This window comes from Paraburkholderia sp. BL6669N2 (genome assembly GCF_003387275.1).
Lineage (GTDB): Bacteria > Pseudomonadota > Gammaproteobacteria > Burkholderiales > Burkholderiaceae > Paraburkholderia.
The window spans coordinates 2421905-2446078 of the sequence record NZ_QUNA01000001.1 but is presented as its reverse complement, the minus strand read 5'-3'; the positions used below and the strand labels follow the sequence as shown (position 1 = coordinate 2446078).

Below are 24174 nucleotides of genomic sequence, written 5' to 3'. Positions count from 1 at the left end.
CGCCTCCGGCAAAACTGTGCCTGACGCGTCACAGCCGCATCGTGTGGTAACTTGATGAATGTTGGCGCGCCGAGGGCGCGCGCCCCTGGATGGAGACATGCCGCGCGCGCCTCGAAGGCGTGACGCCGCAGAAAGAGAATCATGGCAACAGGCTTCTATTCCCACGCCGACTGTCTGCTGCACGACATGGGGCAATGGCATCCCGAATGCCCCGCGCGTCTGCAGGCAATCGAAGATCAATTAATCGCGAGCCGCATCGACTCGCTGATCGAACGCGAGTCGCCGCCGCTCGCCGACGATGCCGCGCTGCTGCGCGTGCATACGCAAGCCCACGTCGACTATATCCGCAGCCGCTCGCCCATTGAAGGAACCGCCGAAATCGATCCCGATACGACGATGAACCCGCATAGTTTGCAAGCCGCGTTGCGTGCGGCGGGCGCCGCAGTCGCCGCGACCGATGCGGTGATCGAAGGCCGTTACGACAACGCTTTCTGCAGCGTTCGGCCACCCGGCCACCATGCGGAGCCGGCGCGCGCCATGGGCTTCTGTTTCTTCAACAACGTCGCGATCGCCGCGCGTCATGCGCTCGAAGTGCATGGCCTCGCGCGTGTCGCCATCATCGACTTCGACGTGCATCACGGCAACGGCACCGAAGCGGCTTTCTCGGGCGACTCGCGTGTGCTGATGTGCAGCATCTTCCAGCATCCGTTTTACCCGTTCACCGGTGCCGACAATCAGGCGCCCAACATGTGCAACGTGCCGATGCCGGCGCGCTCGAAAGGCATGGCGGTGCGCGAAGCGGTGGACCTGCTGTGGTTGCCGCGCCTGCATGAGTTCAAGCCGGAGATGCTGTTCATCTCGGCGGGCTTCGACGCGCATCGCGAGGACGACCTCGGCAACATGGGTCTCGTCGAGGACGATTACGCCTGGATCACCGATCAGATGCGCGAGATCGCCAAGCGTTATGCGCACGGACGGATCGTCAGTTGTCTCGAAGGCGGCTACAACCTGTCCGCGCTCGGGCGCAGCGTAGTCGCGCACGTGCGCTCGCTGGCGGGGATCTGAGGCGCTAAGTCGCGGCCATCCACTCTAAACGCGTTAGGACCGAGCCATGAATGCCGATGCGGGCAACGCTTCACTGATCGAGATCGAACACGGCGCGTACGGCGTGCCGGGCGTCGTGCGTGTGACGATGAACCGGCCCGATGCCTTCAACGCGCTCTCAGAAGCTTTGCTCGACGAGCTTCAGACGGCATTGAGCGAAATCGCGCGGTCGGATGCTCGGGTAGTCGTGATCACCGGCGCGGGCCGGGCGTTCTGCGCGGGACATGATCTGAAGGAAATGCGCGCGGCGCCGTCGCTGGCTTATTACCAGGCGCTGTTCGCCCGCTGCACGAAACTCATGATGACGATCCAGCGCTTGCCGCAACCGGTGATCGCGCGGGTGCAGGGCATTGCCACGGCGGCCGGCTGTCAGCTCGTCGCGATGTGCGATCTGGCGGTCGCGGCCGACACGGCGCGGTTTGCCGTTTCGGGGGTGAACCTCGGGCTCTTCTGCGCGACGCCTTCCGTGCCGTTGTCGCGCAACCTGTCGCGCAAGGCAGCGCTTGAAATGCTGCTCACCGGCGATTTCATCGATGCCGCCGCGGCAAAGCAGCAAGGTCTCGTCAACCGCGTGGTTCCAGCGGATGCACTTGACGCGGAAATCGTGCGGCTCGCCACCAGCATCTGCGCGAAACCCGTCGAAGCCGTGAGCGCCGGCAAAGGCCTCTTCTATCGTCAGTTGGAGATGGGTGTCGAGGCGGCTTACCAACTCGCCGGCCAGACCATGGCCTGCAACATGATGGACGAGTCGGCGCTCGAAGGCGTGCAGGCTTTCATCGACAAACGGCCGCCCGCCTGGAAGGCGTGACGCTAACTAGCCACGCGTGACTCAGGCTCTATCGGATCACCAGCCGTTTTTCAATCCACTCGATCAAGGCGCCGATCACCCGATCGCGGTCGAGGTCGTTCATCGTCTCGTGATAGCTGCCTTCGTGCAGCGTGAGCGTTTTGTCCGGCGAGCCTGCATGCTGGCCGAATTCGCGGCTGCCTTCGGGTTCGGTGAGCTTGTCGGCGGTGCCGTGATAGACCAGCAGCGGTACCCGTAAGCCCGCACGGCCGCGTTCGATGCGCGCCATCGCCAGCAGAAGTTCCGCGCCGGTGCGCGCGGGAATCGCGCCGTGATGCACGAGCGGATCGTTGCGATTGGCGTTCACCACGGGCTGAAGGCGTGAGAGCAAAGCCGCGTCGATTTTCATCGCCGGGAAACTGGGGTAGAGGCGGCTGATCACCTGGCTCAGCTTGAGCATCCAGCGCGGCACGTCGCGGCCGGGTGCGAGCGCCGGGCTCGACAGGATCAGGCCATTCAGGCGCCGGCCGCTCGCGTCGAGGCGTTCGATCGCATACAGCGCGGCCACAGCGCCGCCCATGCTGTGGCCCATCAGGAAGAGCGGGGCGCAGCTTGGCGCGGCGGCGTCGAGCAAAGCTTGCGCATCGAGCAGATAGTCGTCGAAGCGCTTCACATAGGCGCGCTTGCCGGGCGCGTGGCCGTGGCCGCGCAGATCGATCGCCACCAGTTCGATGCCGGCCGCGTTCAGCCGCGCAGCGAGCGCTGCGTAGCGGCCGGCGTGCTCGGCGAGACCGTGCAGCAGCGCGACCGTGGCGCGCAGTGGCGCGGTTGCCGCCCAGCGGTACAGCGGCAAGTCGACGCCGTCGGAGGTCGTCACCGAGGCGCGCTGCGGTTCGCCGGCGTTGCCGTTGCCGCTGCCGCTGCGTTTGCCCGCGCCGGGCCGCACGTCGCTGCTTTGGGATGATGTCTGCATAACCGCCGCTTATCCTGATCTGGTTCCGCCCGATCATAGTCGCAGCGACCATGCGGGCGCGAGGGTCTTGCACTGAGCATGCCTCTAATGCCCACAGGTTATGAAAAGATCGTAATTGATTATTAAAGGGAATGACGGCGCTGCGGTAGAATTGCGGGCTCAAATCCCAATAAAAGCAACGGCGGCCGCTTGTCGGGAGCACACAACGCTCGCCGGCAGACTCCGCCGTTTCGTTTTTCCATGATCGAAATACGCAATATCTCCCAGCGGTTCGCCGGGCCCCGGGGCTGGGTCGAGGCGCTGCACAACGTCAATCTGTCGATTCCGGCGGGCGAGGTGTTCGGCATCATCGGCCGCAGCGGCGCGGGCAAGAGTACGCTCGTGCGCACCCTGAACCTGCTGACGCGCCCGAGCGAAGGCAATATCGTCGTCAACGGCCGCGATCTGACGACGCTGCCCGCCGCGCAATTGCGCGAGGCGCGCCGCGAGATCGGCATGATCTTCCAGCACTTCAATTTGCTGTCTTCGCGCACGGTGTACGAGAACGTCGCGCTGCCGCTCGAACTCGCCGGCATGAAGCGCGACGAAATCGAAGCGAACGTGCTGCCGCTGCTCGAACTGGTCGGCCTGTCGGCACAGAAAGATCGCTATCCGGCGCAGATCAGCGGCGGGCAAAAACAGCGCGTCGGCATCGCGCGCGCTTTGGCCAGCAAGCCCAAGGTACTGCTCTCCGACGAAGCGACCTCCGCGCTCGATCCCGAAACCACGCGCGCGATTCTCGACCTGCTCAAGCGCATCAACCGCGAACTGAACCTGACCATCGTGCTGATCACGCACCAGATGGACGTGATCAAGCAGGTCTGCGACCGCGTCGCCGTGCTGGATGCCGGCCGTGTGGTCGAAGAGGGCAAGGTCATCGACGTGTTCCTGCAACCGCATCACGAAGTCACGCGCGCGTTGATCGGCGACGTGATCGCGCAGGAATTGCCGCCCGCCATGAAGGCGCGTGTCGCGGAACGCCTGAAGACCGGCAGCGGCCACTTGCTGAGGCTCGCCTTCACCGGCTCGGGCGTCGATCAACCGATCCTGTCGGAGACGATTCGCCGCTACGAACTCGATTTCAACATCCTGCACGGCCAGATTGACGAGATCCAGGGACAGGCGTTCGGCTCGCTCGCGGTGCTCGCGGGCGGCGAACCGGCGAAGGTGGCGCAGGCGCTGACGTATCTGCGTGAACAGGGCGTGGTGGTGGAGGAGCTCTCGTATGTTGAGTGAAATGTTCGATATGTTCGTCCAGTCGTTCTGGGAAACGCTCGTCATGGTGGGCATTTCCGGACTGGTCGGCGCCTTGGTGGGTTTGCCGCTCGGCGTGCTGCTGTATCTGACGGATCGCCAGGGCGTATTGCAGAACATCGCCGTGAATCGCGTGATGGGCGTAGTCGTCAATGCGGTGCGCTCGACGCCGTTCATCATTTTGCTGGTTGCGGTGATTCCGTTCACGCGTCTCGTTGTCGGTTCGTCGATCGGTACGGCGGCCGCCGTCGTGCCGCTGACGATCGCCGCCGCGCCGTTCATCGCGCGTCTGGTCGAGACGGCGCTGCGCGAAGTGGATCGCGGCCTGATCGAAGCGGCTCAGGCGATGGGCGCGACCACCAGCCAGATCGTCTTCAAGGTGTTGTTGCCGGAATCGCTGCCGGGCGTGGTCGCCGGCTTGACGATCACCTTCGTCTCACTGGTCGGTTATTCGGCGATGGCGGGCGCGATCGGCGGCGGCGGTCTCGGCGATCTCGGCATTCGCTACGGGTATCAGCGTTTCCTGCCGGAAGTGATGTTGACGGTCGTGGTGATTCTGATCGTCTTCGTGCAGTTGGTGCAGTCGTTCGGGGATTGGCTCGTGCGTCGTTTGAGCCATAAGTAAAACAACAAAGTCGACAGGTTTGGAAAGGTCCATCATGCAACGTCGTTTCATTCTTAAGCTGGCTGCCGCGCTCGGTGCCGCATCGCTCGTCGCCGCCAACGCGGCTTACGCCGAAGACACGATCAAGGTCGGCGTGACCGGCGGTCCGCACGCACAGATCATGGAAGTCGTGAAGACGGTCGCGGCGAAGAACGGTCTGAACATCAAGATCGTCGAATTCTCCGACTACGTGCAGCCGAACGCGGCGCTCGCCGGCGGCGATCTGGACGCGAACAGCTACCAGCACGACCCGTATCTGCAGGCGCAGGTGAAGGACCGCGGCTACAAGCTGATCCGTATCGCGGACACGGTCACGTACCCGATGGGTATCTATTCGAAGAAAGTGAAGACGCTCGCCGAATTGCAGCCGGGCGCGAAGATCGCGGTGCCGAACGATCCGACCAACGGCGGCCGCGCGCTGCTGTTGCTGCAAAAGCAGGGTCTGCTGAAGCTGCGCGCGGACGCGGGCCTGAAGGCGACGCCGCTCGACATCGTCGACAACCCGAAGAAGCTGAAGATCGTCGAACTCGATGCCGCGCAGATTCCGCGCTCGCTGAATGACGTGGACGCGGCTGCGATCAACACGAACTTCGCGATGGAGGCGGGTCTGAAGCCCAAGCAGGACGCCATCGCGATTGAAGACCCCAAGGGTCCTTACGTGAACGTCATCGCGATCCGCGAGGCAGATAAGAACAAGCCGTGGGTCGCCAAGCTGGTCGCGGCGTATCATTCGCCGGAAGTGAAGCAGTTCGTCGAAAGCAAATTCGGCGGAGCGGTCATCACCGCCTGGTGAGACGGCGGCCTGCAGAGCAAGCAGAACACGACGGCAATGCAAATTTAGAGTCGTAGGGCTTAACCCGGGGTTGTCGCCCGGGTTTTTTCGGGATTAAAATAGAACGACCGTTCGATATTGCCGTCACGCCATTGAGGAGCGATATCCTCCTGCTAAAGCACCCGCGACCGGGCTGCCGTGAGGGCAGTCGTTATAATGTTCGTTGGGTTGACGTATTCGTAACTTTGGAGCGTGTGCATGAAAATCCTGGTGCCAGTCAAAAGAGTGGTCGATTACAACGTGAAAGTTCGAGTCAAGTCGGACGGCACGGGCGTCGACATCGCGAACGTGAAGATGTCGATGAATCCGTTCGACGAAATCGCGGTTGAAGAAGCCGTGCGTCTGAAGGAAGCGGGCGTGGCGACGGAAGTGATCGCCGTGTCGGCGGGCGTGACGCAATCGCAGGAAACGCTGCGCACGGCGCTGGCGATCGGCGCGGATCGCGCAATCCTGATCGAGTCTTCGCAGGAACTGCAGCCGCTGGCCGTGGCCAAGCTGCTGAAGGCGCTGGTTGACAAGGAGCAGCCTTCGCTGATCATTCTCGGCAAGCAGGCTATCGACGACGATTCGAACCAGACCGGCCAGATGCTTGCTGCGCTGGCTGGTTTGCCGCAAGCCACGTTTGCATCGAAGGTGGTTGTTGCTGACGGCAAGGCGACCGTTTCGCGCGAAGTGGATGGCGGCGCGGAAACGCTGTCGCTGACGCTGCCTGCTGTCGTCACGACCGACCTGCGCCTGAACGAGCCGCGCTACGTCACGCTGCCGAACATCATGAAGGCGAAGAAAAAGCCGCTGGAAGTCCTCAAGCCGGAAGACCTCGGCGTCGATGTCACGCCGCGCCTGAAGACGCTGAAGGTTGTCGAGCCGCCCAAGCGCTCCGCCGGTGTGAAGGTGCCGGATGTGAAGACGCTGGTCGAGAAGCTGAAGACCGAAGCCAAGGTGCTGTGAGGGAGACAGAGCAAATGACGAATCTGGTAATTGCGGAACACGACAACGCGTCGATCAAGGCCGCGACGCTGAACACGATCGCAGCGGCACAGAAGATTGGTGGCGACATTCACGTGCTGGTGGCAGGGCACAACGCGCAAGCCGCGGCGGATGCAGCAGCGAAGATCGCAGGCGTGAGCAAAGTATTGCTGGCTGACGCGCCGCAACTCGAAGCGGGCCTCGCGGAAAACATTGAAGCGACGGTGCTGAACATCGCGAAGGATTATTCGCACATCCTCGCGCCGGCAACGGCCTACGGCAAGAACATCACGCCGCGTATCGCAGCGAAGCTCGACGTCGCACAGATCAGCGATATCACCGCGGTGGATAGCCCGGACACGTTCGAGCGCCCGATCTACGCCGGCAACGCCATCGCCACCGTGCAATCGGCTGACCCGATCAAGGTCATCACGGTCCGCACGACGGGTTTCGATGCAGTCGCAGCTGAAGGCGGCAGCGCAACGGTCGAGAAAATCGAAGCCGCGGCGGACAGCGGTATCTCGTCCTTCGTCAACCGCGAAGTGACGAAGCTGGACCGTCCGGAACTGACGTCGGCGAAGGTCATCGTCTCGGGCGGCCGCGGTTTGGGCAACGGCGAGAATTACACGAAGGTCCTCGAACCGCTGGCGGACAAACTGAATGCAGCACTCGGCGCATCGCGTGCCGCGGTCGACGCGGGCTTCGTACCGAACGACTATCAAGTGGGACAAACCGGCAAGATCGTCGCGCCGCAGCTGTACATCGCCGTCGGCATCTCGGGCGCGATCCAGCATCTGGCCGGGATGAAAGACAGCAAGGTGATCGTTGCGATCAATAAAGACGAAGAGGCGCCGATCTTCAGCGTCGCCGATTACGGACTGGTGGGCGATCTGTTCACGCTCGTGCCCGAGCTCGTTAGCGAACTCGGCTAAGCGCCGTAACGCCGCATAAAAGGCGTCTGGCAGCACAGGAAGGGCGCGGGACCGATCGAGTCCAGCGCCCTTTTTTTATATCAGAAGCGGGAGGAGAACTGAAATGAGCTATACGGCGCCCATCAAGGACATGCTGTTCGTGATGAAAGAACTGGCCGGTCTCGAAGACATCGCGAGCTTGCCGGGCTTCGAAGACGCGAACCTCGAAACGGCGCAAGCCGTCCTCGAAGAATCGGCGAAACTGTGCGGCGGCGTGCTGGCGCCGCTGAATGTCGAAGGCGATCGCAATCCGAGCAGCTGGAAAGACGGCGTGGTCACCGCGACGCCCGGCTTCAAGGAAGCGTTTCGCCAGTTCGGCGAAGGTGGCTGGCAAGGCGTGCAACATCCCGTCGACTACGAAGGCCAGGGCCTGCCGAAGCTGATCGCGACGCCGTGCGTCGAAATGCTCAACGCGTCGAACCTGTCGTTCGCGCTGTGTCCTTTGCTGACCGACGGCGCGATCGAAGCGCTGCTCACCGCCGGCACGGAAGCGCAAAAACAAACCTATGTGCCCAAGCTGATTTCCGGCGAATGGACCGGCACGATGAACCTGACCGAGCCGCAGGCCGGTTCCGATCTCGCGCTGGTGCGTACGCGCGCCGAGCCGCAGGGCGACGGTTCGTTCAAGCTGTTCGGCACGAAGATTTTCATTACGTGGGGCGAGCACGACATGGCGAAGAACATCGCGCATCTCGTACTGGCGCGCACGCCGAATGCACCGGAAGGCGTGAAAGGCATTTCGCTCTTCATCGTGCCGAAGTTTCTCGTCAACGAAGACGGTTCGCTCGGCGAGCGCAACGACGTGCATTGCGTGTCGATCGAACACAAGCTCGGCATCAAGGCGAGCCCGACCGCGGTGCTGCAATTCGGCGACCACGGCGGCGCGATCGGTCATTTGATCGGCGAAGAGAATCGCGGTCTCGAGTACATGTTCATCATGATGAACGCGGCCCGTTTTGCTGTCGGCATGCAAGGCGTCGGCATTGCGGATCGCGCTTACCAGAAAGCGGTGGCGTACGCGAAAGATCGCGTGCAAAGCCGTCCCGTGGATGGTTCCGCGAAGCAATCAGTCGCGATCATTCAGCACCCCGACGTGCGCCGAATGCTCGCGACCATGCGCGGCCTCACCGAAGCATCGCGCGCGCTGGCTTATGTGGCCGCGGCGCACTGCGACATCGCGCATCGTCATCCCGACGAAGCAAAGCGCGCGGAGCATCAGGCGATCTATGAATACCTCGTGCCGATCGTGAAGGGCTGGAGCACGGAGTTGTCGATCGACGTCACGAGCCTCGGCGTGCAGGTACACGGCGGCATGGGCTTTATCGAAGAAACCGGCGCCGCGCAGTACTACCGCGATGCGCGCATTCTGCCGATCTACGAAGGCACGACCGCGATTCAGGCCAACGACCTGATCGGCCGCAAGACCGTGCGCGACGGCGGCAAGGTGGCGAAGTCGCTGCTCGCCGAAGTGGCTGCGACAATCGAGGCACTCGGCGCGCAGCAAGGCCCGGCGTTCGACTCGATGAAGAAGTACCTCGCGCAGGGCCATCAATCGTTAGGCGCGGCGGTGGATTTCGTTGTCGCCAATACGAAGGGCGATTCGAACGCGGTGTTCGCCGGCAGCGTGCCGTATCTGAAACTCGCGGGCGTCGTGCTGGGCGGCTGGCAGATGGCGCGTGCGTTGCTGGTGGCGGCTCAAAAGCGCGACGAAGACCCTTCGTTCTACGGCGCCAAGATCGCGACCGCGCAGTTTTACGCCGAGCATGTGCTGCCACTGGCGTCGGCGTTCGAGGCGTCGATTGTCAACGCGAAGGGTGGAGAGAGTGTGCTGGCTTTGTCGGAAGATCAGTTCTGACGCGGCTTTTCACTACGCTTGAAAAAAACAAACGGCGCCTTGACAGTCGCCGTTTGTTTTTGTGGCGCTGGTTTGTGAGATCACGAACCAGCGCTACCGTTCTGGTGAAGCGTCGCTGCTAAAACTTAGGCATAAGCCGGGCGATGCGCGGCACCCACTTCGCCGAGATAGCGATGCACCGACAGATCGTCGGCCTTGATGGCCGGTTGCTTACCCGACATCACGTCGGCGAGCAGTTGGCCCGAACCACACGACATCGTCCAGCCCAGCGTGCCGTGGCCCGTGTTGAGGAACAGGTTCGGCACGGGAGTGCGGCCGACGATCGGCGTGCCGTCCGGCGTCATCGGGCGCAGACCGGTCCAGAAGGTCGCCTTCGACGTATCGCCGCCGCCCGGGAACAGATCGTTCACGCACAGTTCCAGCGTTTCGCGGCGCGCCTGGCGCAGCGATTTGTCGAAGCCGACGATCTCGGCCATGCCGCCCACACGAATCCGGTCGTCGAAACGCGTGATCGCGATCTTGTAGGTTTCGTCGAGCACCGTGGACACCGGCGCCGACGCTTCGTTGACGATCGGCGCGGTAATCGAATAACCCTTGAGCGGATAAACCGGAATCTTCACGAGACCGGACAGGAAGCCGGTCGAATACGAGCCCAGCGCGACAACGAACGAATCCGCGCGCACCAGTTCTTCGCCGCACTTCACGCCGGCGATGCGGTCGCCGGCCATTGCGAGTGCGTCGATCGGCGTGTTGTAGCGGAATTTGACGCCCAGTTCCTCAGCCAGCGCGGCGAGGCGCGTGGTGAACATCTGGCAGTCGCCGGTTTCGTCGCCCGGCAGGCGCAGACCGCCGGTCAGCTTGTGCGACACCGCGGCGAGCGCCGGTTCGGCCCGCGCGAGTTCGGCCGGCGACAGCAATTCATACGGCACATTGGCTTCCTGCAGCACGGCGATGTCTTTCGCGGCGCCTTCGAATTGCTGCTGGGTGCGGAACACCTGGAGCGTGCCGCCGGTGCGGCCTTCATATTGAATACCGGTTTCGGCGCGCAGCGCTTGCAGGCAGTCGCGGCTGTATTCGGCGAGGCGAACCATGCGCCCCTTGTTCACCGCATAGCGCGACGACGTGCAGTTCTGCAGCATCTGCCACATCCATTGCAACTGGAATTGCGTGCCGTCGAGGCGGATCGCCAGCGGCGCGTGTTTCTGGAACATCCACTTGACGGCCTTCAGCGGCACGCCAGGCGCGGCCCACGGCGACGCGTAGCCCGGCGAGATCTGGCCGGCATTGGCGAAACTGGTTTCGAGCGCCGGGCCGGCCTCGCGATCGATCACGGTCACTTCGTGTCCCGCGCGCGCCAGGTAATACGCGCTGGTCACGCCGACGACGCCACTGCCCAAAATGACGACTCGCATAGATGCTCCAGGTATTCAAATGAGGTCTGAGGACGGTGCGCTTGTCGATTCGGTGGAATTCGTTCGATTAACAAGGTGTATCGCGGATCGCCCAGTGTTAACCGCTATACTATTAACAGTCAGGCAGGTTTTGTTATTGTATTTTCAAGATTTTCAGCAAAAACACCATGCGTACACAGCGCCAACCGGTCCGGGCCCTCGACAAACTCGATCGCAAGATCCTGCGGCTGCTGCAGCAGGACGGCCGCATCGCCATGAAGGACCTGGCCGAACAGGTTGGACTGTCGGTCACGCCATGTATCGAGCGCGTCAAGCGGATGGAGCGCGATGGCGTGATCACCGGCTACCACGCGCGCGTGAATCCGCCGGAGTTGGGCGCGGCGCTGCTGGTATTTGTCGAGATCACGCTGGATCACAAGAGCGGCAACATGTTCGACCAGTTCCGCCGGGAGGTGCAGAAGATCCCCGAGGTGCTGGAATGCCATTTGGTGTCGGGCGATTTCGACTATCTGATCAAGGCGCGCATCGGCGAAATGGCCGATTACCGGAAGCTGCTAGGCGACATCCTGCTGCAACTGCCCGGCGCGGTGCAGTCGAAGAGCTACGTGGTGATGGAGGAGATCAAGGAAACACTGACGATTCCGGTAGGGGATTGATCCGCGCGACAGCACTCGGCGGGGCTCGACAAACGGCGTAAACACTGTATATTTGTACAGGTGTTTTGCGCCGTTTTTCCATTTTGCGTTTTTATGTGTTCCGGCCGTGACCGACTCCGACCCCCACTTCGTCAACGAATTTCCGATCGCGCCGCCCGCGCCTCGCAAAGGCCGTGGCGCGGTGACGAACCTGCAAGGCCGCTACGAAGTCGACCAGCGCGAAGCGGTGGACGACGGCTGGCTGTCGGCGCCGGAAGACGATGACGAGCCCAAGGTCTTGCGCACGCAGGTCTTCGAAGAACGTGCCAAGACCATTCTTACGCACAATGCGTCGCCGGATATTCCGTTCAGCGTGTCGTTGAACCCGTATCGTGGGTGTGAGCACGGCTGCATTTACTGTTTTGCGCGGCCCACGCACGCTTATCTGGGACTGTCGCCGGGCCTCGACTTCGAAAGCCGGATCTACGCCAAGATTAATGCGCCGGAGTTGCTCGAGCGGGAACTGTCGAAGAAGTCCTATGTGCCGGAGCCGATCGCGTTGGGCGTCAATACGGACGCCTGGCAACCCGTCGAGCGCGATCTGCGGCTCACGCGCAGGGTGATCGAAGTGCTCAGCGAACGTCAGCATCCGTTTGCGGCAATCACCAAGTCGTCGCTGATCGAACGCGATCTCGATCTGTTGGCGCCCATGGCGGCGCGCGGGCAATTCATGGCGGCCATCACCATCACCACGCTGGACGCCGAGATCGCTCGCACGCTCGAGCCGCGCGCGGCCACGCCGTCGCGGCGCTTGCGCGCTATCCGCATGTTGAGCGAGGCGGGCATTCCGGTCGGCGTCAGCATCGCGCCGGTGATTCCGTTCGTCACCGAACCGGACATGGAGCGCGTGCTGGAGGCCTGCGCGGAAGCCGGCGCGAGCAACGCGAGCTACATCGTGCTGCGTCTGCCGTGGGAAGTCGCGCCGCTTTTCAAGGATTGGCTCGCGGCGCACTTTCCAGATCGTGCCGATCGGGTGATGAGTCGCGTGCGGGACATGCGGGGTGGGAAGGATTACGACTCTTCGTTCTCCACGCGCATGAAAGGTGAGGGCTTGTGGGCGGATCTGCTCAAGCAGCGATTCCACAAGGCGGTGCGCCGTCTGGGGTTGAACCGCCGGGACCGCGGCATTCTCGATATGTCGCACTTTCGGCCGGTCGACGTGCCGCGTGCCGATAAGCCGGCACACGACGATCCTCAACTGAATCTTTTCTAGCGCGACGCGCGGCGGATCATTGCGAGAGCGCTTTGGCCGCCTGCACCTGGCTTTCGAAGTACGTCTGGAACGAAATGGCGAGACCTGTCATCAGCAGGAAGGCGCCGATCAGCAGCGAAAAGATCACGATGAAAATGACCGTCCAGCCGGAGCGGCTTTTGCGCTGGGTCTGGGCGTTGAATTGCGCGTCCCACTTTTCGTCCGGACGCAGCCCGTAGACGATCGCGGCAAGAAACGCGGCGAGCAGCGAGATCGCGCCGGGAAAGGCCAGCACCCAGCCGAGCATCGAAGCGCGTTCGCTCGCCACGAGGAGCATGGCCCCCGGAATGCCGATCAGCGTGCCGAGCACATGTGCCCATCCGAAGATGTCGCGCATGCCGTACAGATAGAACCGGTGAGCGCCGAGGCTACCGAAGAAGAACGCCAGTGCGGCGGTAATCGTCTTGGATCTGAAACGCGGGGAAGTCGAGACAAGGGTGGACATGTAGGCCAGAGCAGAGTGACAGGCGGTCGAAAGGAGCGGCGCGCAGCGCGCGCGGACCGACGCGCATTCTACGCCCGCCATGGGCCGCCGGTCACGTGACGGGTAGTCGCGGCAGGGTCGAAGGCGCTCTCTGCCGCAGGGTGAAGGGTAGGGCAGCCATGGGCGGGGCCGCGTTGACCACGAGTCCTAGGGGCGTGATTATGGCGGCGGTGCGGCGGCTGATCAGGCTGGCTTGGCGAGTGGCGTGACGAGCGCCGAACCCGGCCGGATAGGTGGCGTGGGTGCCGACGCTCGATTCTGGCCAGACTTCTCGAGCGCACGGCGTCTGACGCTGCTTGCCACGCGAAGCGGGCTACGGCGCCGAGTAGGTAACGCGATAGACAGCGCCGGCGTAGTCGTCGCTGATGAGTAGCGAACCGTCGGGCAGTGGCAGCACGTCGGCGGGACGTCCCCACTCGGTTTCGCCGGATTGCAGCCAGCCTTCGGCAAACACCTCCTGGCGGGCATTGCTGCCATCCGGATTCGTAACCACGTGCACGACGCGATAGCCGACCTTCTTGCTGCGATTCCACGAACCGTGCTCGGCGATAAAAATACTGTTCCGGTACGCGGCCGGAAACATCGGGCCGTCGTAAAAGCGCATGCCGAGCGCCGCGACATGCGCACCGAGTTTGACCGCGGGCGGCGTAAACGCGCTGCACGGATGGTCCTTGCCGAACTCGGGATCGGATGTGTCGCCGCCATGGCAGTACGGAAAGCCGAAATCCATCCCGGCACGCGGCGCGCGGTTGAGCTTGTCGTCCGGCACGTCGTCGCCAAGCAGGTCGCGGCCGTTGTCGGTGAACCACAGTTCATGCGTCGCGGGATGCCACGCGAAGCCGACCGAATTGCGGATGCCACGCGCCACGATCTCGTAGTGACTGCCGTCCGGGTCCATGCGGCCGATCAGCCCGAAACGGTTGCGATCTTTCAGGCAGACGTTGCAGGGCGCACCTTGCGGCACGTAGAGCTTGCCGTCCGGGCCGAACGCGATGAATTTCCAGCCGTGGTGCGTCTCCGTGGGCAAGGTGTCGATCACAACCACCGGTTTGGGCGGACCGTTCAGGTGAGTATCGATCGCATCGAAGCGTACAATTTTCGACACCGCGGATACATAGAGCGCGCCCTGGTGCCACGCGACACCCGCCGGCGTTTCCAGGCCCGAAGCGATCACGTGGCGGGCCGTCACACGTCCGTTCTGCAATTCGAGCGCGTAGACGTGGCCGTCGAGGCTGCCTATATAGAGAATGCCCTTCGGCGAGAGCGCCATGGCTCGCGCGCTCGGCACGGCATCCGACAAGACCTCGATATGGAAGCCCGGCGGCAATTTGATTCGGTCCACGGGTAGCGCGGCGAGGCATGGCAGGGCAGTTGCGGTGAGTAACACGGCCGTGCCCGTGCGAAGCGCCCGGCTTCGCAAATCGCGCGCCGAGGCGATGAATCGCGTGGCGGCGGTATAGAAAGCGCGCAAAAACACGGTTGGCGGCAGGAGTTTCACGGGCGCTCCGTCAGGTAATTCGGGCGTTTCGGCGTGGTTTCGGGCTCCCGCCTGTACGGCCGGCGCAACCCCGTCGTTCAGTTTATCCGGGTAAGTGTTTGTTATGGCGTCGGTTTCCCGCTATAATCGCGTGTTTCAGTCGTTCCGAACCCCGGTTTTCAAGGATTCTAGTATGGTCATCATCCGCTTGGCTCGTGGCGGCTCCAAGAAGCGCCCGTTCTACAACATCGTCGCAACCGATTCGCGTAACCGTCGTGACGGCCGCTTCATCGAGCGCGTTGGCTTCTACAACCCGGTCGCTACGAAGGGTGAATCCCTCCGTATCGCTCAGGACCGCCTGACGTACTGGCAAGGCGTTGGCGCACAACTGTCGCCGACCGTTGAGCGCCTCGTGAAGGAAGCTGCAAAGGCGCAGCCGGCTGCTTAATGGCGGCTAGCATGCGTATCGTCGTCGGTTCGCGCGATTTGCGTGAGCAGCGCGGTGCGCAAGGTGTTTTGCTGAAGCAGGCGTCGAAGCTGGCAGCGAGGTTCTCTTCAAGGTGTTTTTATGTCTGAACGTGATTCCGGCAGTTCAGGTCGCGTAAAGGCAGCAGCCCCGCGCGCGAAGACGTCTGGTCAGGCGCCGTTCGGTGCATTCGTCCGCAAGCCGGTCGAAAAAGCCGAAGGCAAGGCGAAAGCCCAAGTTGCAAACGCCGGGTCTGGTGCGACAGAAATGCGCATGGAAACGGTGGAAAGCTGGCCGGCCGACGCGGTCGAGGTCGGCGCAATCGTCGACGCTTACGGCCTCAAAGGCTGGGTCAAGGTGGCCGCGCACGCGGATGCCGGCCACGGCGGCGATGCGTTGCTGAGCGCGAAGCGCTGGTGGCTGATTAAAGGCCAGGAGCGCAAATCGGCGCCGTCGTTGCAGGCGAAAACGCATAGCGACAGTGTGGTTGCCCATCTGGGCGGCGTCACTGACCGCGATGTGGCGCTGGCACTGCGCGGCTCCCGCGTCTATATCAGCCGCAGCGAATTTCCGGCTCTCGAAGCCGACGAGTTCTACTGGGTCGACCTGCTCGGCCTGGATGTAGTGAACGTTGCAGGGGTCAATCTCGGCAAGGTTGCAGACATGATCGACAACGGTGCGCACTCGGTGTTGCGCATCGAATACCCGGATACCGACAAAAGCGGCAAGCCGGTCACCGGCGAGCGTTTGATCCCGTTCGTCGGCGTCTTTGTCAAAACGGTGGACCAGGCGGCGAAGCAGATCACTGTCGACTGGGAAGCTGATTACTAAATAATTTCGCTGAATGGAGAGAGCGATGCAGTTCGATGTCGTCACGCTCTTTCCTGACATGTTTCGCGCGCTGACCGACTGGGGTATCACCAGCCGTGCCGCGAAGCAGGAGCGCTACGGGTTGCGTACGTGGAATCCGCGCGATTTCACAACCGACAACTACCGCACGATCGACGATCGCCCGTACGGCGGCGGCCCCGGCATGGTGATGCTGGCGAAACCGCTGGAAGACGCGATCGGCGCCGCGAAAGCAGCGCAGGCGGAGCAGGGCATCGGCGCGTCGCGCGTTGTGATGATGTCGCCGCAAGGCGCCACGTTGAATCACGACCGCGTCATGCAGTTCGCGGCCGAGCCCGGTTTGATCCTGTTGTGTGGACGCTATGAAGCGATCGATCAGCGTTTGCTCGACCGTGTCGTCGACGAAGAAGTCAGCCTGGGCGACTTCGTGCTGTCGGGCGGCGAATTGCCGGCCATGGCCTTGATGGACGCCGTGGTGCGTCAGTTGCCCGGCGTGCTTAACGACTCGCAGTCGGCGGTGCAGGATAGTTTTGTCGACGTGCTGCTGGATTGTCCGCATTACACGCGCCCCGAGGAATACAACGGCGTGCGTGTGCCGGATGTGCTGCTCGGCGGCCATCATGCGGAGATCGAGGCGTGGCGCCGGCGTGAAGCCTTGCGCAATACGTTGAACAAGCGGCCCGATCTGATCGTGAAGGCCAGAAAGAACAAGATGTTGAGCCGTGCCGACGAGGCATGGCTTGCGAGTCTCGCGAAGGAAGAGTCGAAGGCGTAAAGCCTTGGGTCTTGCAAGCGGACATTAGGCGGCGCCGCGCATGCGTGCACGGTGCCAGATGTGAACCCATCCTCTATCGGGGCCGTAGCCAAGTGTTTTCACGAGGCAGGTACGAACGTCGACAAGATGGACTTAGGAGTCAGTGATGAATCTGATTGCAATTCTCGAGCAGGAAGAAATCGGCCGCGCTCTCGGCGAGAAAACCATCCCCGAATTCGCCCCCGGCGATACGGTGATCGTCAGCGTGAACGTGGTTGAAGGTACGCGTAAGCGTGTTCAGGCTTACGAAGGCGTCGTGATCGCCAAGCGTAACCGTGGTCTGAATTCGTCGTTCATCGTCCGCAAGATTTCGTCGGGCGAAGGCGTCGAGCGTACGTTCCAGACGTACTCGCCGCTGCTGGCAAGCATCGTCGTGAAGCGTCGCGGCGATGTGCGTCGTGCGAAGCTGTACTACCTGCGCGACCGTTCGGGCAAGTCGGCCCGGATCAAGGAAAAGCTGGTTGCGAAGAAAGATCGCAACGCTGCCGAAGCGTAAATGCTGTAAGAAAAAGCACCCCTCGCGGGTGCTTTTTTGTTTGCCAGGTCAAAATAGCGGCATGTCCCTATCCGCTCATTTCGAGAGACCCGTTGACCCGCCCCGTCTTTGAGCCTGAAACCCTGCCTGTCGAAGCGACAGGCGCCGATCTGCCGCCGGTGGCGGCCGACCGTCTCACGCCTGATGGCCTGCGCGCACGCTTCGAGCAACGCCTTCACTGGACCCCCGAGATGGTCGTCGATGCGCCTTGGCGCGATACGCATGCCGATCCGCGAGTCGCGGCGGTGCTGGTGCCGCTGGTGGTCCGCGAACACGGCCTGACCGTCCTGCTGACTCAGCGCGCCGACCATCTGAACGATCACGCAGGTCAGGTGAGCTTTCCTGGCGGCCGTCATGAACCCTTCGACGCCGACGCCACCGCAACCGCGCTGCGGGAAGCGGAAGAGGAGGTGGGCCTCGATCCCTCGCGTGTGGAAATTCTCGGCGCATTGCCCGACTATCTGACCGGCACCGGTTTTCGCGTGACGCCGGTGATCGGCCTCGTGCATCCGCCGTTCACGGTGAAGGCGGACGCGCTCGAGGTCGCCGAAGTTTTCGAAGTGCCGCTCGCGTTTCTGATGAACCCTGCGCACCACGAAGTGCGCGTGTTCCGCTATGAAGGCGGCGAGCGCCGCTTTTTCGCGATGCCGTATCCGCGCGCCGCATCGGCTGAAGCTGAAGGTGACGAGAGCAGCAGCGAAGTCGGTAGCCACCATTTCATCTGGGGCGCAACGGCCGCCATGCTGCGCAACTTCTATCGCTTCCTCGCGGCATGAGCCGCATGAGTTGTGCACTTGTCGGGTGTTTGTCGAGGTCGGCGCTCAGTGGCATCCGACCCTGTGCTATCGTTATAAAACAATCGTAAAACTCGAAAAGCACGGCGCATCGCATGACTTTTTTCTCCGTATTGCTGGCTCTGATCATTGAACAGATACGCGCGTTGTCGCCGAATAACCCGGTGTCCGCGTTGCTTCAATACCATGCGGAGTCGGCAGCGCACGGATTTGATGCCGGCAAGCCGAAGCATGGCCTGCTCGCCTGGCTCGTGGTGGTGGTGCCGTGGACGCTGGTCGTCGCGCTCGTCTACTACGTGCTGTATCACATTCACTTTGCGTTGGCGTTCCTGTGGAACGTCGCGGTGCTGTACTTCACGCTGGGCTTCCGCCAGTTCAGCCACTATTTCACTGACATCCACCTCGCGTTGAATAATGACGACGTGCCGCGCGCTCGCGAAGTCCTGAGCGAATGGACCGGGCTCGATACCGTCGACATGCCGGTCAGCGAGATCGTGCGTCACACGCTGATTCACGCGGTGGTCGCTTCGCATCGGCATGTGTTCGGGGTGTTCTTCTGGTTTCTGATTCCGGTCGGGCCGGCGGGCGCGGTGCTGTACCGGATTGCCGAGTATCTGGCGCGCACGTGGGCGCGGCCGGTCGACGATCGCACCGTCGCGTTTTCGAGCTTTGCGCAGCGTGCTTTCTTCGTGATCGACTGGGTGCCGGCGCGGCTGACGTCGATGGGTTTTGCGATCGTCGGTAATTTCGAAGACGCGATTTATGCATGGCGCAACCATGCGCGCCAATGGCCGGACGCGAACGACGGCGTGTTGCTGGCGGCAGGTAGCGGTGCGCTGGGCGCCCGTCTGAGCGGGCCGCTGGCTGAGCCGTCAAGCCTCGACGCGCTCGCCACTGGCGACGGCGGCCCGATGCAAGTCGGCGACGACTGCACGCCACGCACGCTGCAATCCGCCGTCGGCCTGGTGTGGCGCGCGGTGGTGCTGTGGATGATTCTGTTGCTGATGCTGACGATTGCGGTGTGGCTGGCGTAACGTCGCCAAGCCGACGCTACTAACTGTAAAGAAAGCGCAATCCGCTGTCAGTCTGTCGCCCAACCCTACGTTTCTTCGAAGCGTAGGGTTTCGCTTTTCAGGCATGGGGAAATCAATCGTGCAGGGGGGGCGCACCGCCCCTGGCCTTTTCCGTCCATGCCGCGGCGCCGTGCGCAATCCGCCGGTCGGCGATGAGCCGCGTCACCCATCCAGCGGATCGCGCGCCGTCCCGCACTGCCAGCAGACCGTAAACTGCGCCTCGAGTGCCTCGCCACACTGACGGCACGTCCATCCAGGCGACCCCGCCGCCGGACCATGCGAAGCCGCGGCGATCAGCCTACGCGCCATCGCCTCGTCGCGCTCATCGACGAGCCAAAGCTCCGGCGAACACTGATCCGCTGGAATATCCCCCAGCGCACCGTTCAGATAACGATTGTGCAATTCGCAAGCTATGCCGGCGGTGGCCAGCACATTGACCCAATGCTGGCCGATGATCAGATTCGGCGCGCGCATCAGTCTCATGTCAGCGCACGATCTGGCTGGCTTCGTGCACGAGTTGCGCGTACAACGCATGCCGTTCGCGGCGGATGCGGCCGTCCGCGACCGCTTCGAGAATCGCGCAACCGGGTTCCTGCAAATGATGGCAGTTGTAGAACCGGCAGTTCGGCAACAGCGGCCGGAACTCCGGAAACGCGCGCTCGAGGCGTCCTTCGGTCAAATGGTGCAGACCGAATTCCTGGAAACCCGGCGAGTCGATCAACGCGCCGCCTTCGCCGTCCGCGCTACCCGGCAATGGATAAAGACGTGTGAAGGTCGTCGTATGGCGTCCGCTGTTCAGTGCGGTCGAAATCTCGCGGGTGGCGACTTCGGCATCGGGAATCAGCAGATTCACGAGCGTCGATTTGCCCATGCCGGACTGGCCGAGCAGCAGTGTCGAATGACCCTGCAGATGTTCGATCAACGCCGCGCGCGCGGCTTCGGGCTGTGTCTTGATCGACACTTCCACGACCGTATAACCCAGCGCGCGATACGGCTCGAGCCGCTTGCGCGCGCCTGCGAGTTCAGCGGTGACGTCGGTCTTGTTCAGCACGATCAGCGGCTTCAACTCGTTCGCCTCAGCCGCGACGAGCGCGCGCCCGAGCAGGTCTTCGCTGAAATGCGGTTCGGTGGCCAATACGACCAATAGTTGATCGAGGTTGGCGGCGAACAACTTCGACTTGTACTGATCCGAGCGATACAGCAGATTGCGCCGTTCGCCGATTTCGACGATCACGCCCTGATCCGCCGAAGCCAACTCGTAAATCACGCGATCGCCGACCGCCACCTCGCTGCGCTTGCCGCGCGGGAAGCATTGGAGCATGGCGCTGCCGTCATCCGGCGCGACCAGATAGTGGCGGCCATGCGCGGCCACCACGAGGCCGCCTACGCGTGCGCTGGACGGCGCGCGCGGCGCTTTCGGGGAGCGGCCGCTCATGCGTGCCGCAGCAGGCGGTCGATCCGCTGCGACGCCGGCGGATGCGAATAGTAGAACGCGGTGTAGAGCGGATCGGGCGTCAGGGTAGACGCGTTGTCCTCGTACAGCTTGACGAGCGCGTTGACCAGGTCTTGCGCGTCGGTCTGCGTTGCGGCGAATGCGTCGGCTTCGAACTCGTGCTTGCGCGAGCTGAGGCTGCCGAGCGGCGTCACGAAGAACAGGAACACCGGCAGCGCGAGGAAAAACAGCACCAGCGCGAGGCCGCTATTACCGCCGATCAGCGACGGCCGCACGCCCAGTCCTTCATAGAACCACACGCACTGCGTGAGCCAGCCGAGCAGGGCGAGCATCGCGAGACTGATTGCGAAGGTGACGAGCATGCGTTTGATCACGTGACGGCGCTTGAAGTGGCCGAGTTCATGCGCGAGCACGGCTTCGATCTCGCTGCCCGACAGGCGCGCAAGCAGCGTGTCGAAGAACACGATCCGCTTGGCCGCGCCGAAGCCGGTGAAGTAGGCGTTGCCGTGCGCCGAGCGGCGGCTGCCGTCCATCACGAAGAGGCCCTTGGCGGCGAAGCCGCAGCGCTGCATCAGCGCTTCGATGCGGCTTTTCAGCGCTTCGTCCTTGAGCGGTTCGAACTTGTTGAAAAGCGGCGCGATAAACGACGGATACAGCACCAGCACGAGCATCTGGAAGGCGACCCAGACAATCCACGTCCATAGCCACCACAGGCTGCCGGCCTGGTTCATCAGCCACAGCACGACGAACAGCAGCGGCAGGCCGAACGCGGCGCCGAGCAGCACGCCCTTGATCCGGTCGACGAAGAAAATGCCTTTGCTCATGCGGTTGAAGCCGAAGCGCTGTTCGACCACGAACTGCCGGTAGTAATCGAACGGCAGGTCGATCACGCTGGTGATCGCGATCACCGCGGCGACCAGCGCGATCTGGCCGACGTAACCGCGGCCGAGCCAGTCGGAGATGCCCAGATCGAGCGCCTGCACGCCGCCGAGCAGCGTGAGGCCGATCAGCACGGCTGCGCTGACGACGATCTCGATCATGGTGAGACGCGTGCGCTCGACGGTGTAGTCGGCGGCGCGCTGGTGCGCGGTGAGCGCGATGGTGCCGGCGAACTGGCTCGGCACCTGCTCACGATGGCCGGCCACGAAGCGGATCTGCCGCGACGCGAGCCACAGTTTGGTGCCGACCATCGCCACGACGGCGACGACGAACAGAACGGTGAAGTACAGGGTAGGCATCCGGGGATTCCGTGGTATCTATGCGAGAATTATATGTTTCTTCCCGCCGCGCGGCGGGAACACGCTCAAACCAATCTCAAACGAACAATCGCCGTGGCAGGCGGGCTTGCATCAAGCCGTTTGCGCGGCCCTCAGGGTTGCCTTCATGACTGACATCCTCGCATCCACCGAACAGCCGCCGCTCGTGCGCAGCGACATGAATCTCGTCTGGCTGGACATGGAAATGACCGGGCTCGAGCCCGATTCCGACCGCATCATTGAAATCGCGGTGGTGGTGACGAATTCGACGCTCGACAGGCTGGTTGAAGGGCCGGTTCTGGCGATTCATCAGAGCGACGAGACGCTCGCCAAAATGGATCAGTGGAATCAGAACACGCATGGCCGCTCGGGCTTGATCGATCGCGTGAAGGCCTCGACGGTGAGCGAGGCCGACGCCACCGAACAGATCCGCGATTTCCTGAGCGTCTACGTGCCGCCGGGCAAATCGCCGATGTGCGGCAACTCGATCTGCCAGGACCGTCGCTTCATGGCGCGCTGGATGCCGGATCTGGAGCGCTTCTTCCACTACCGCAATCTCGACGTCAGCACGCTGAAGGAACTGTGCCGCCGCTGGCAGCCGACCATCTACAAGGGTTTCCAGAAGCGCGCGATGCACACGGCGCTGGCCGATATCCACGAGTCGATCGACGAACTGAAGTACTACCGCGAGCACTTTCTGATTCCGTCGGCACCGGAGAGCGCCAACGGCGCCGAATAAAATCGCCTAAGCCGGCCGGGGCGCGCGCTGCGCGTTCTTCGGCCGGAACGCCTTCACCACGTCGGCGTTGGTTTCCACATACGGCCCGCCGATCAGGTCGATGCAGTATGGCACCGCGGCGAAAATGCCCGGCACCTTAACCGCGCCGCCAGCTTCGGCGTCGCGCAGACCTTCGAGCGTTTCCTTGATCGACTTCGGCTGACCCGGCAGGTTGATGATCAGCGCCGCGTGCTCCGCCGTTTCGCGGATCACCGCGACCTGGCGCGACAGGATCGCGGTCGGCACGAAATTCAGGCTGATCTGCCGCATCTGCTCGCCGAAACCCGGCATTTCCTTGGTGGCCACGGCCAGCGTCGCCTCAGGCGTGACGTCGCGGCGCGACGGGCCGGTGCCGCCGGTGGTCAGCACCAGATCGCAGCCCACCTCGTCGACCAGTTCGGTCAGCGTGGCGGAAATGGTCGGCGCGTCGTCCTGAATCAGGCGCGTGACCACTTGCCACGGCGAAGTCAGCGCCGCGCCGAGCCATTCCTGCAAGGCCGGAATACCTTTGTCTTCGTACACGCCGGTGGACGCGCGATCGCTGATCGACACGAGGCCGATTACGATTTCGTCGTGGTGCCGACGTGCTGCCTTAGGCGTCGCGGTCGTCATCGTCGTCTTCGTCCAGGGCGTCGTCGGCGTCGGAATCGGTCTGCACGGACGGTCCGTCCGCGTTCTTGATCCACTGGAACAGTTCGCGGAAATAGCGCGGCGGCTTGCTCTGCTGCGCTTCCTTGCGGGCGTTGCGGATCAGCGTGCGGCCTTGTTGCGGGTCGGCGTTCGGATGCTGGCGAATGAAATCGGTCAGCGCGGCGTCGTCGGCGAGCAGCTTTTCGCGGGTGCGCTCGATCCAGTGGAGTTTGGCCGTTTCCGCCTTGTTGACGCCGTTATAGGTGTCGAGCGCGGTGCGCAGCGCGGCGGTTTCCTCGTCCAGCAGCGAGCGCATCACGCGGCCGACATATTGCACCTGGCGGCGTTTGCCTTCGTGATCGGTGATGCGGCGCGCTTCGCGCACGGCGTCGTCGAGCTTTTCGGGCATCGGCATGCGCTTGAGCGCGTCTTTAGGCAGCGCGATCAGCGCCGAGCCCAGTTCCTGCAGCTCGTGCATTTCGCGCTTGAGCTGGGACTTGCTGGGACGGTCGTAGCCGTTCTCGTCGACTTCCGGCTCGGCGGTTTCGATGGGTTGAATGCGGGTTTTGCGTGTCATGCCGATATTGTAACGTGCCGCGCCCACCGAACCCGCGGTGCCGCCGCGCGCAAGGACTCGCGCATTGCGAAGCGATCACAGTGCGGCGCTCTGGCAGCGCTCGGCCGACCTGACGCAAGGCGCAGCGAATGCCAGGTACGGCGTCGCGTACCTTGCTATGATCGCGGGATACGCAACCAGACAC

26 protein-coding genes are annotated in these 24174 nt (G+C 62.9%); 17 read left to right on the top strand and 9 right to left on the bottom strand.

The window, feature by feature from the left end:
* Nucleotides 1-141: 141 nt before the first annotated feature.
* Both B0G80_RS11130 and B0G80_RS11125 read left to right on the top strand, forming a co-directional pair.
* Nucleotides 142-1065: a histone deacetylase family protein gene (locus B0G80_RS11130; protein WP_116118023.1), complete on the top strand. Its 924-nt coding sequence runs from the start codon at nucleotides 142-144 to the stop codon at nucleotides 1063-1065.
* Between the two features lie 46 nt (nucleotides 1066-1111).
* Nucleotides 1112-1912 (top strand): enoyl-CoA hydratase, encoded by an 801-nt coding sequence (locus tag B0G80_RS11125; RefSeq protein WP_116118022.1) that lies wholly within the window; start codon nucleotides 1112-1114, stop codon nucleotides 1910-1912.
* 28 nt (nucleotides 1913-1940) lie between these two features.
* On the opposite strand, the gene B0G80_RS11120 is transcribed toward B0G80_RS11125, so the two are convergent.
* Nucleotides 1941-2864, bottom strand: a complete 924-nt coding sequence (locus tag B0G80_RS11120; RefSeq protein ID WP_116118021.1) for an alpha/beta hydrolase — start codon at nucleotides 2862-2864, stop codon at nucleotides 1941-1943.
* Between the two features lie 240 nt (nucleotides 2865-3104).
* Between B0G80_RS11120 and B0G80_RS11115 the strand changes: the two genes are divergently transcribed.
* The 6 genes from B0G80_RS11115 (at nucleotide 3105) to B0G80_RS11090 (ending at nucleotide 9445) form a co-directional block, all read left to right on the top strand.
* On the top strand, nucleotides 3105-4139 hold the full coding sequence (locus B0G80_RS11115; RefSeq protein ID WP_012433961.1) for a methionine ABC transporter ATP-binding protein: 1035 nt from the start codon (nucleotides 3105-3107) through the stop codon (nucleotides 4137-4139).
* Nucleotides 4129-4782 carry a methionine ABC transporter permease gene (locus B0G80_RS11110; RefSeq protein ID WP_106283251.1) on the top strand — a complete coding sequence of 218 codons (654 nt, stop codon included), beginning with the start codon at nucleotides 4129-4131 and terminating at the stop codon, nucleotides 4780-4782. The genes B0G80_RS11115 and B0G80_RS11110 overlap by 11 nt, the downstream gene beginning before the upstream one ends.
* Nucleotides 4783-4816: 34 nt before the next feature.
* Nucleotides 4817-5614: a MetQ/NlpA family ABC transporter substrate-binding protein gene (locus B0G80_RS11105; RefSeq protein WP_116118020.1), complete on the top strand. Its 798-nt coding sequence runs from the start codon at nucleotides 4817-4819 to the stop codon at nucleotides 5612-5614.
* 237 nt (nucleotides 5615-5851) lie between these two features.
* On the top strand, nucleotides 5852-6601 hold the full coding sequence (locus B0G80_RS11100; protein WP_116118019.1) for an electron transfer flavoprotein subunit beta/FixA family protein: 750 nt from the start codon (nucleotides 5852-5854) through the stop codon (nucleotides 6599-6601).
* Nucleotides 6602-6615: 14 nt separating this feature from the next.
* Nucleotides 6616-7551 carry an electron transfer flavoprotein subunit alpha/FixB family protein gene (locus tag B0G80_RS11095; protein WP_116118018.1) on the top strand — a complete coding sequence of 312 codons (936 nt, stop codon included), beginning with the start codon at nucleotides 6616-6618 and terminating at the stop codon, nucleotides 7549-7551.
* Nucleotides 7552-7654: 103 nt separating this feature from the next.
* Nucleotides 7655-9445 (top strand): acyl-CoA dehydrogenase, encoded by a 1791-nt coding sequence (locus B0G80_RS11090; protein WP_116118017.1) that lies wholly within the window; start codon nucleotides 7655-7657, stop codon nucleotides 9443-9445.
* 125 nt (nucleotides 9446-9570) lie between these two features.
* Here the strand turns inward: B0G80_RS11090 and B0G80_RS11085 are convergent, their stop codons facing one another.
* Nucleotides 9571-10857 carry a D-amino acid dehydrogenase gene (locus B0G80_RS11085; protein ID WP_116118016.1) on the bottom strand — a complete coding sequence of 429 codons (1287 nt, stop codon included), beginning with the start codon at nucleotides 10855-10857 and terminating at the stop codon, nucleotides 9571-9573.
* Between the two features lie 167 nt (nucleotides 10858-11024).
* Between B0G80_RS11085 and B0G80_RS11080 the strand changes: the two genes are divergently transcribed.
* Nucleotides 11025-11513, top strand: coding sequence for an Lrp/AsnC ligand binding domain-containing protein (locus tag B0G80_RS11080; protein ID WP_116118015.1), 489 nt, complete (start codon nucleotides 11025-11027; stop codon nucleotides 11511-11513).
* Nucleotides 11514-11619: 106 nt separating this feature from the next.
* Entirely contained in the window at nucleotides 11620-12765 is a 1146-nt protein-coding gene (locus B0G80_RS11075) for a PA0069 family radical SAM protein (RefSeq protein WP_116118014.1), read from the top strand.
* A 16-nt stretch (nucleotides 12766-12781) separates the two neighbouring features.
* On the opposite strand, the gene B0G80_RS11070 is transcribed toward B0G80_RS11075, so the two are convergent.
* Nucleotides 12782-13249 (bottom strand): NINE protein, encoded by a 468-nt coding sequence (locus tag B0G80_RS11070; RefSeq protein ID WP_116119627.1) that lies wholly within the window; start codon nucleotides 13247-13249, stop codon nucleotides 12782-12784.
* 352 nt (nucleotides 13250-13601) lie between these two features.
* Nucleotides 13602-14786, bottom strand: coding sequence for a sorbosone dehydrogenase family protein (locus B0G80_RS11065; RefSeq protein WP_116118013.1), 1185 nt, complete (start codon nucleotides 14784-14786; stop codon nucleotides 13602-13604).
* A 172-nt stretch (nucleotides 14787-14958) separates the two neighbouring features.
* Here B0G80_RS11065 and rpsP point away from each other — a divergent pair, with 172 nt between their 5' ends.
* From rpsP to B0G80_RS11035, 6 genes are all read left to right on the top strand, one after another.
* On the top strand, nucleotides 14959-15213 hold the full coding sequence (gene rpsP, locus B0G80_RS11060) for a 30S ribosomal protein S16 (RefSeq protein WP_007180912.1): 255 nt from the start codon (nucleotides 14959-14961) through the stop codon (nucleotides 15211-15213).
* A gap of 120 nt (nucleotides 15214-15333) precedes the next feature.
* On the top strand, nucleotides 15334-16062 hold the full coding sequence (gene rimM, locus B0G80_RS11055) for a ribosome maturation factor RimM (protein WP_116118012.1): 729 nt from the start codon (nucleotides 15334-15336) through the stop codon (nucleotides 16060-16062).
* 25 nt (nucleotides 16063-16087) lie between these two features.
* Nucleotides 16088-16855, top strand: coding sequence for a tRNA (guanosine(37)-N1)-methyltransferase TrmD (gene trmD, locus B0G80_RS11050; RefSeq protein ID WP_106283810.1), 768 nt, complete (start codon nucleotides 16088-16090; stop codon nucleotides 16853-16855).
* 145 nt (nucleotides 16856-17000) lie between these two features.
* On the top strand, nucleotides 17001-17390 hold the full coding sequence (gene rplS, locus B0G80_RS11045; RefSeq protein WP_106283809.1) for a 50S ribosomal protein L19: 390 nt from the start codon (nucleotides 17001-17003) through the stop codon (nucleotides 17388-17390).
* 92 nt (nucleotides 17391-17482) lie between these two features.
* Nucleotides 17483-18205, top strand: coding sequence for a CoA pyrophosphatase (locus tag B0G80_RS11040; RefSeq protein ID WP_116118011.1), 723 nt, complete (start codon nucleotides 17483-17485; stop codon nucleotides 18203-18205).
* A 113-nt stretch (nucleotides 18206-18318) separates the two neighbouring features.
* On the top strand, nucleotides 18319-19257 hold the full coding sequence (locus tag B0G80_RS11035; RefSeq protein WP_106283807.1) for a CobD/CbiB family protein: 939 nt from the start codon (nucleotides 18319-18321) through the stop codon (nucleotides 19255-19257).
* Between the two features lie 201 nt (nucleotides 19258-19458).
* On the opposite strand, the gene B0G80_RS11030 is transcribed toward B0G80_RS11035, so the two are convergent.
* Genes B0G80_RS11030 through B0G80_RS11020 form a run of 3 tightly spaced genes read right to left on the bottom strand, consistent with a single transcriptional unit; the run spans nucleotide 19459 to nucleotide 21987 of the window.
* Complete coding sequence (locus B0G80_RS11030) at nucleotides 19459-19779, bottom strand: putative signal transducing protein (RefSeq protein ID WP_106283806.1); 321 nt, start codon at nucleotides 19777-19779, stop codon at nucleotides 19459-19461.
* A gap of 1 nt (nucleotide 19780) precedes the next feature.
* Nucleotides 19781-20731 (bottom strand): ribosome small subunit-dependent GTPase A, encoded by a 951-nt coding sequence (rsgA, locus tag B0G80_RS11025; protein ID WP_106283805.1) that lies wholly within the window; start codon nucleotides 20729-20731, stop codon nucleotides 19781-19783.
* Entirely contained in the window at nucleotides 20728-21987 is a 1260-nt protein-coding gene (locus tag B0G80_RS11020; protein WP_106283804.1) for a M48 family metallopeptidase, read from the bottom strand. The genes rsgA and B0G80_RS11020 overlap by 4 nt, the downstream gene beginning before the upstream one ends.
* Before the next feature lie 145 nt (nucleotides 21988-22132).
* Between B0G80_RS11020 and orn the strand changes: the two genes are divergently transcribed.
* Nucleotides 22133-22744: an oligoribonuclease gene (gene orn, locus B0G80_RS11015; RefSeq protein ID WP_116118010.1), complete on the top strand. Its 612-nt coding sequence runs from the start codon at nucleotides 22133-22135 to the stop codon at nucleotides 22742-22744.
* 6 nt (nucleotides 22745-22750) lie between these two features.
* Here orn and mog read toward each other — a convergent pair whose 3' ends face one another.
* Nucleotides 22751-23395, bottom strand: a complete 645-nt coding sequence (mog, locus tag B0G80_RS11010) for a molybdopterin adenylyltransferase (RefSeq protein ID WP_116118009.1) — start codon at nucleotides 23393-23395, stop codon at nucleotides 22751-22753.
* Nucleotides 23376-23990, bottom strand: coding sequence for a ribosome biogenesis factor YjgA (gene yjgA / locus B0G80_RS11005; protein ID WP_116119626.1), 615 nt, complete (start codon nucleotides 23988-23990; stop codon nucleotides 23376-23378). The genes mog and yjgA overlap by 20 nt, the downstream gene beginning before the upstream one ends.
* Between the last annotated feature and the right edge of the window lie 184 nt (nucleotides 23991-24174).

Bases quoted from the DNA above. Each gene is read 5' to 3' on its own strand.
- B0G80_RS11070 (WP_116119627.1), bottom strand. From the start codon at position 13,249: ATGTCCACCCTTGTCTCGACTTCCCCGCGTTTCAGATCCAAGACGATT.
- trmD (WP_106283810.1), top strand. From the start codon at position 16,088: ATGCAGTTCGATGTCGTCACGCTCTTTCCTGACATGTTTCGCGCGCTG.
- B0G80_RS11090 (WP_116118017.1), top strand. From the start codon at position 7,655: ATGAGCTATACGGCGCCCATCAAGGACATGCTGTTCGTGATGAAAGAA.
- B0G80_RS11085 (WP_116118016.1), bottom strand. From the start codon at position 10,857: ATGCGAGTCGTCATTTTGGGCAGTGGCGTCGTCGGCGTGACCAGCGCG.
- rimM (WP_116118012.1), top strand. From the start codon at position 15,334: ATGTCTGAACGTGATTCCGGCAGTTCAGGTCGCGTAAAGGCAGCAGCC.
- mog (WP_116118009.1), bottom strand. From the start codon at position 23,395: ATGACGACCGCGACGCCTAAGGCAGCACGTCGGCACCACGACGAAATC.
- rplS (WP_106283809.1), top strand. From the start codon at position 17,001: ATGAATCTGATTGCAATTCTCGAGCAGGAAGAAATCGGCCGCGCTCTC.
- B0G80_RS11035 (WP_106283807.1), top strand. From the start codon at position 18,319: ATGACTTTTTTCTCCGTATTGCTGGCTCTGATCATTGAACAGATACGC.
- yjgA (WP_116119626.1), bottom strand. From the start codon at position 23,990: ATGACACGCAAAACCCGCATTCAACCCATCGAAACCGCCGAGCCGGAA.
- rsgA (WP_106283805.1), bottom strand. From the start codon at position 20,731: ATGAGCGGCCGCTCCCCGAAAGCGCCGCGCGCGCCGTCCAGCGCACGC.
- B0G80_RS11115 (WP_012433961.1), top strand. From the start codon at position 3,105: ATGATCGAAATACGCAATATCTCCCAGCGGTTCGCCGGGCCCCGGGGC.
- B0G80_RS11130 (WP_116118023.1), top strand. From the start codon at position 142: ATGGCAACAGGCTTCTATTCCCACGCCGACTGTCTGCTGCACGACATG.
- B0G80_RS11110 (WP_106283251.1), top strand. From the start codon at position 4,129: ATGTTGAGTGAAATGTTCGATATGTTCGTCCAGTCGTTCTGGGAAACG.
- B0G80_RS11020 (WP_106283804.1), bottom strand. From the start codon at position 21,987: ATGCCTACCCTGTACTTCACCGTTCTGTTCGTCGTCGCCGTCGTGGCG.
- B0G80_RS11030 (WP_106283806.1), bottom strand. From the start codon at position 19,779: ATGAGACTGATGCGCGCGCCGAATCTGATCATCGGCCAGCATTGGGTC.
- B0G80_RS11095 (WP_116118018.1), top strand. From the start codon at position 6,616: ATGACGAATCTGGTAATTGCGGAACACGACAACGCGTCGATCAAGGCC.
- B0G80_RS11080 (WP_116118015.1), top strand. From the start codon at position 11,025: ATGCGTACACAGCGCCAACCGGTCCGGGCCCTCGACAAACTCGATCGC.
- B0G80_RS11100 (WP_116118019.1), top strand. From the start codon at position 5,852: ATGAAAATCCTGGTGCCAGTCAAAAGAGTGGTCGATTACAACGTGAAA.
- B0G80_RS11120 (WP_116118021.1), bottom strand. From the start codon at position 2,864: ATGCAGACATCATCCCAAAGCAGCGACGTGCGGCCCGGCGCGGGCAAA.
- orn (WP_116118010.1), top strand. From the start codon at position 22,133: ATGACTGACATCCTCGCATCCACCGAACAGCCGCCGCTCGTGCGCAGC.
- B0G80_RS11105 (WP_116118020.1), top strand. From the start codon at position 4,817: ATGCAACGTCGTTTCATTCTTAAGCTGGCTGCCGCGCTCGGTGCCGCA.
- rpsP (WP_007180912.1), top strand. From the start codon at position 14,959: ATGGTCATCATCCGCTTGGCTCGTGGCGGCTCCAAGAAGCGCCCGTTC.
- B0G80_RS11125 (WP_116118022.1), top strand. From the start codon at position 1,112: ATGAATGCCGATGCGGGCAACGCTTCACTGATCGAGATCGAACACGGC.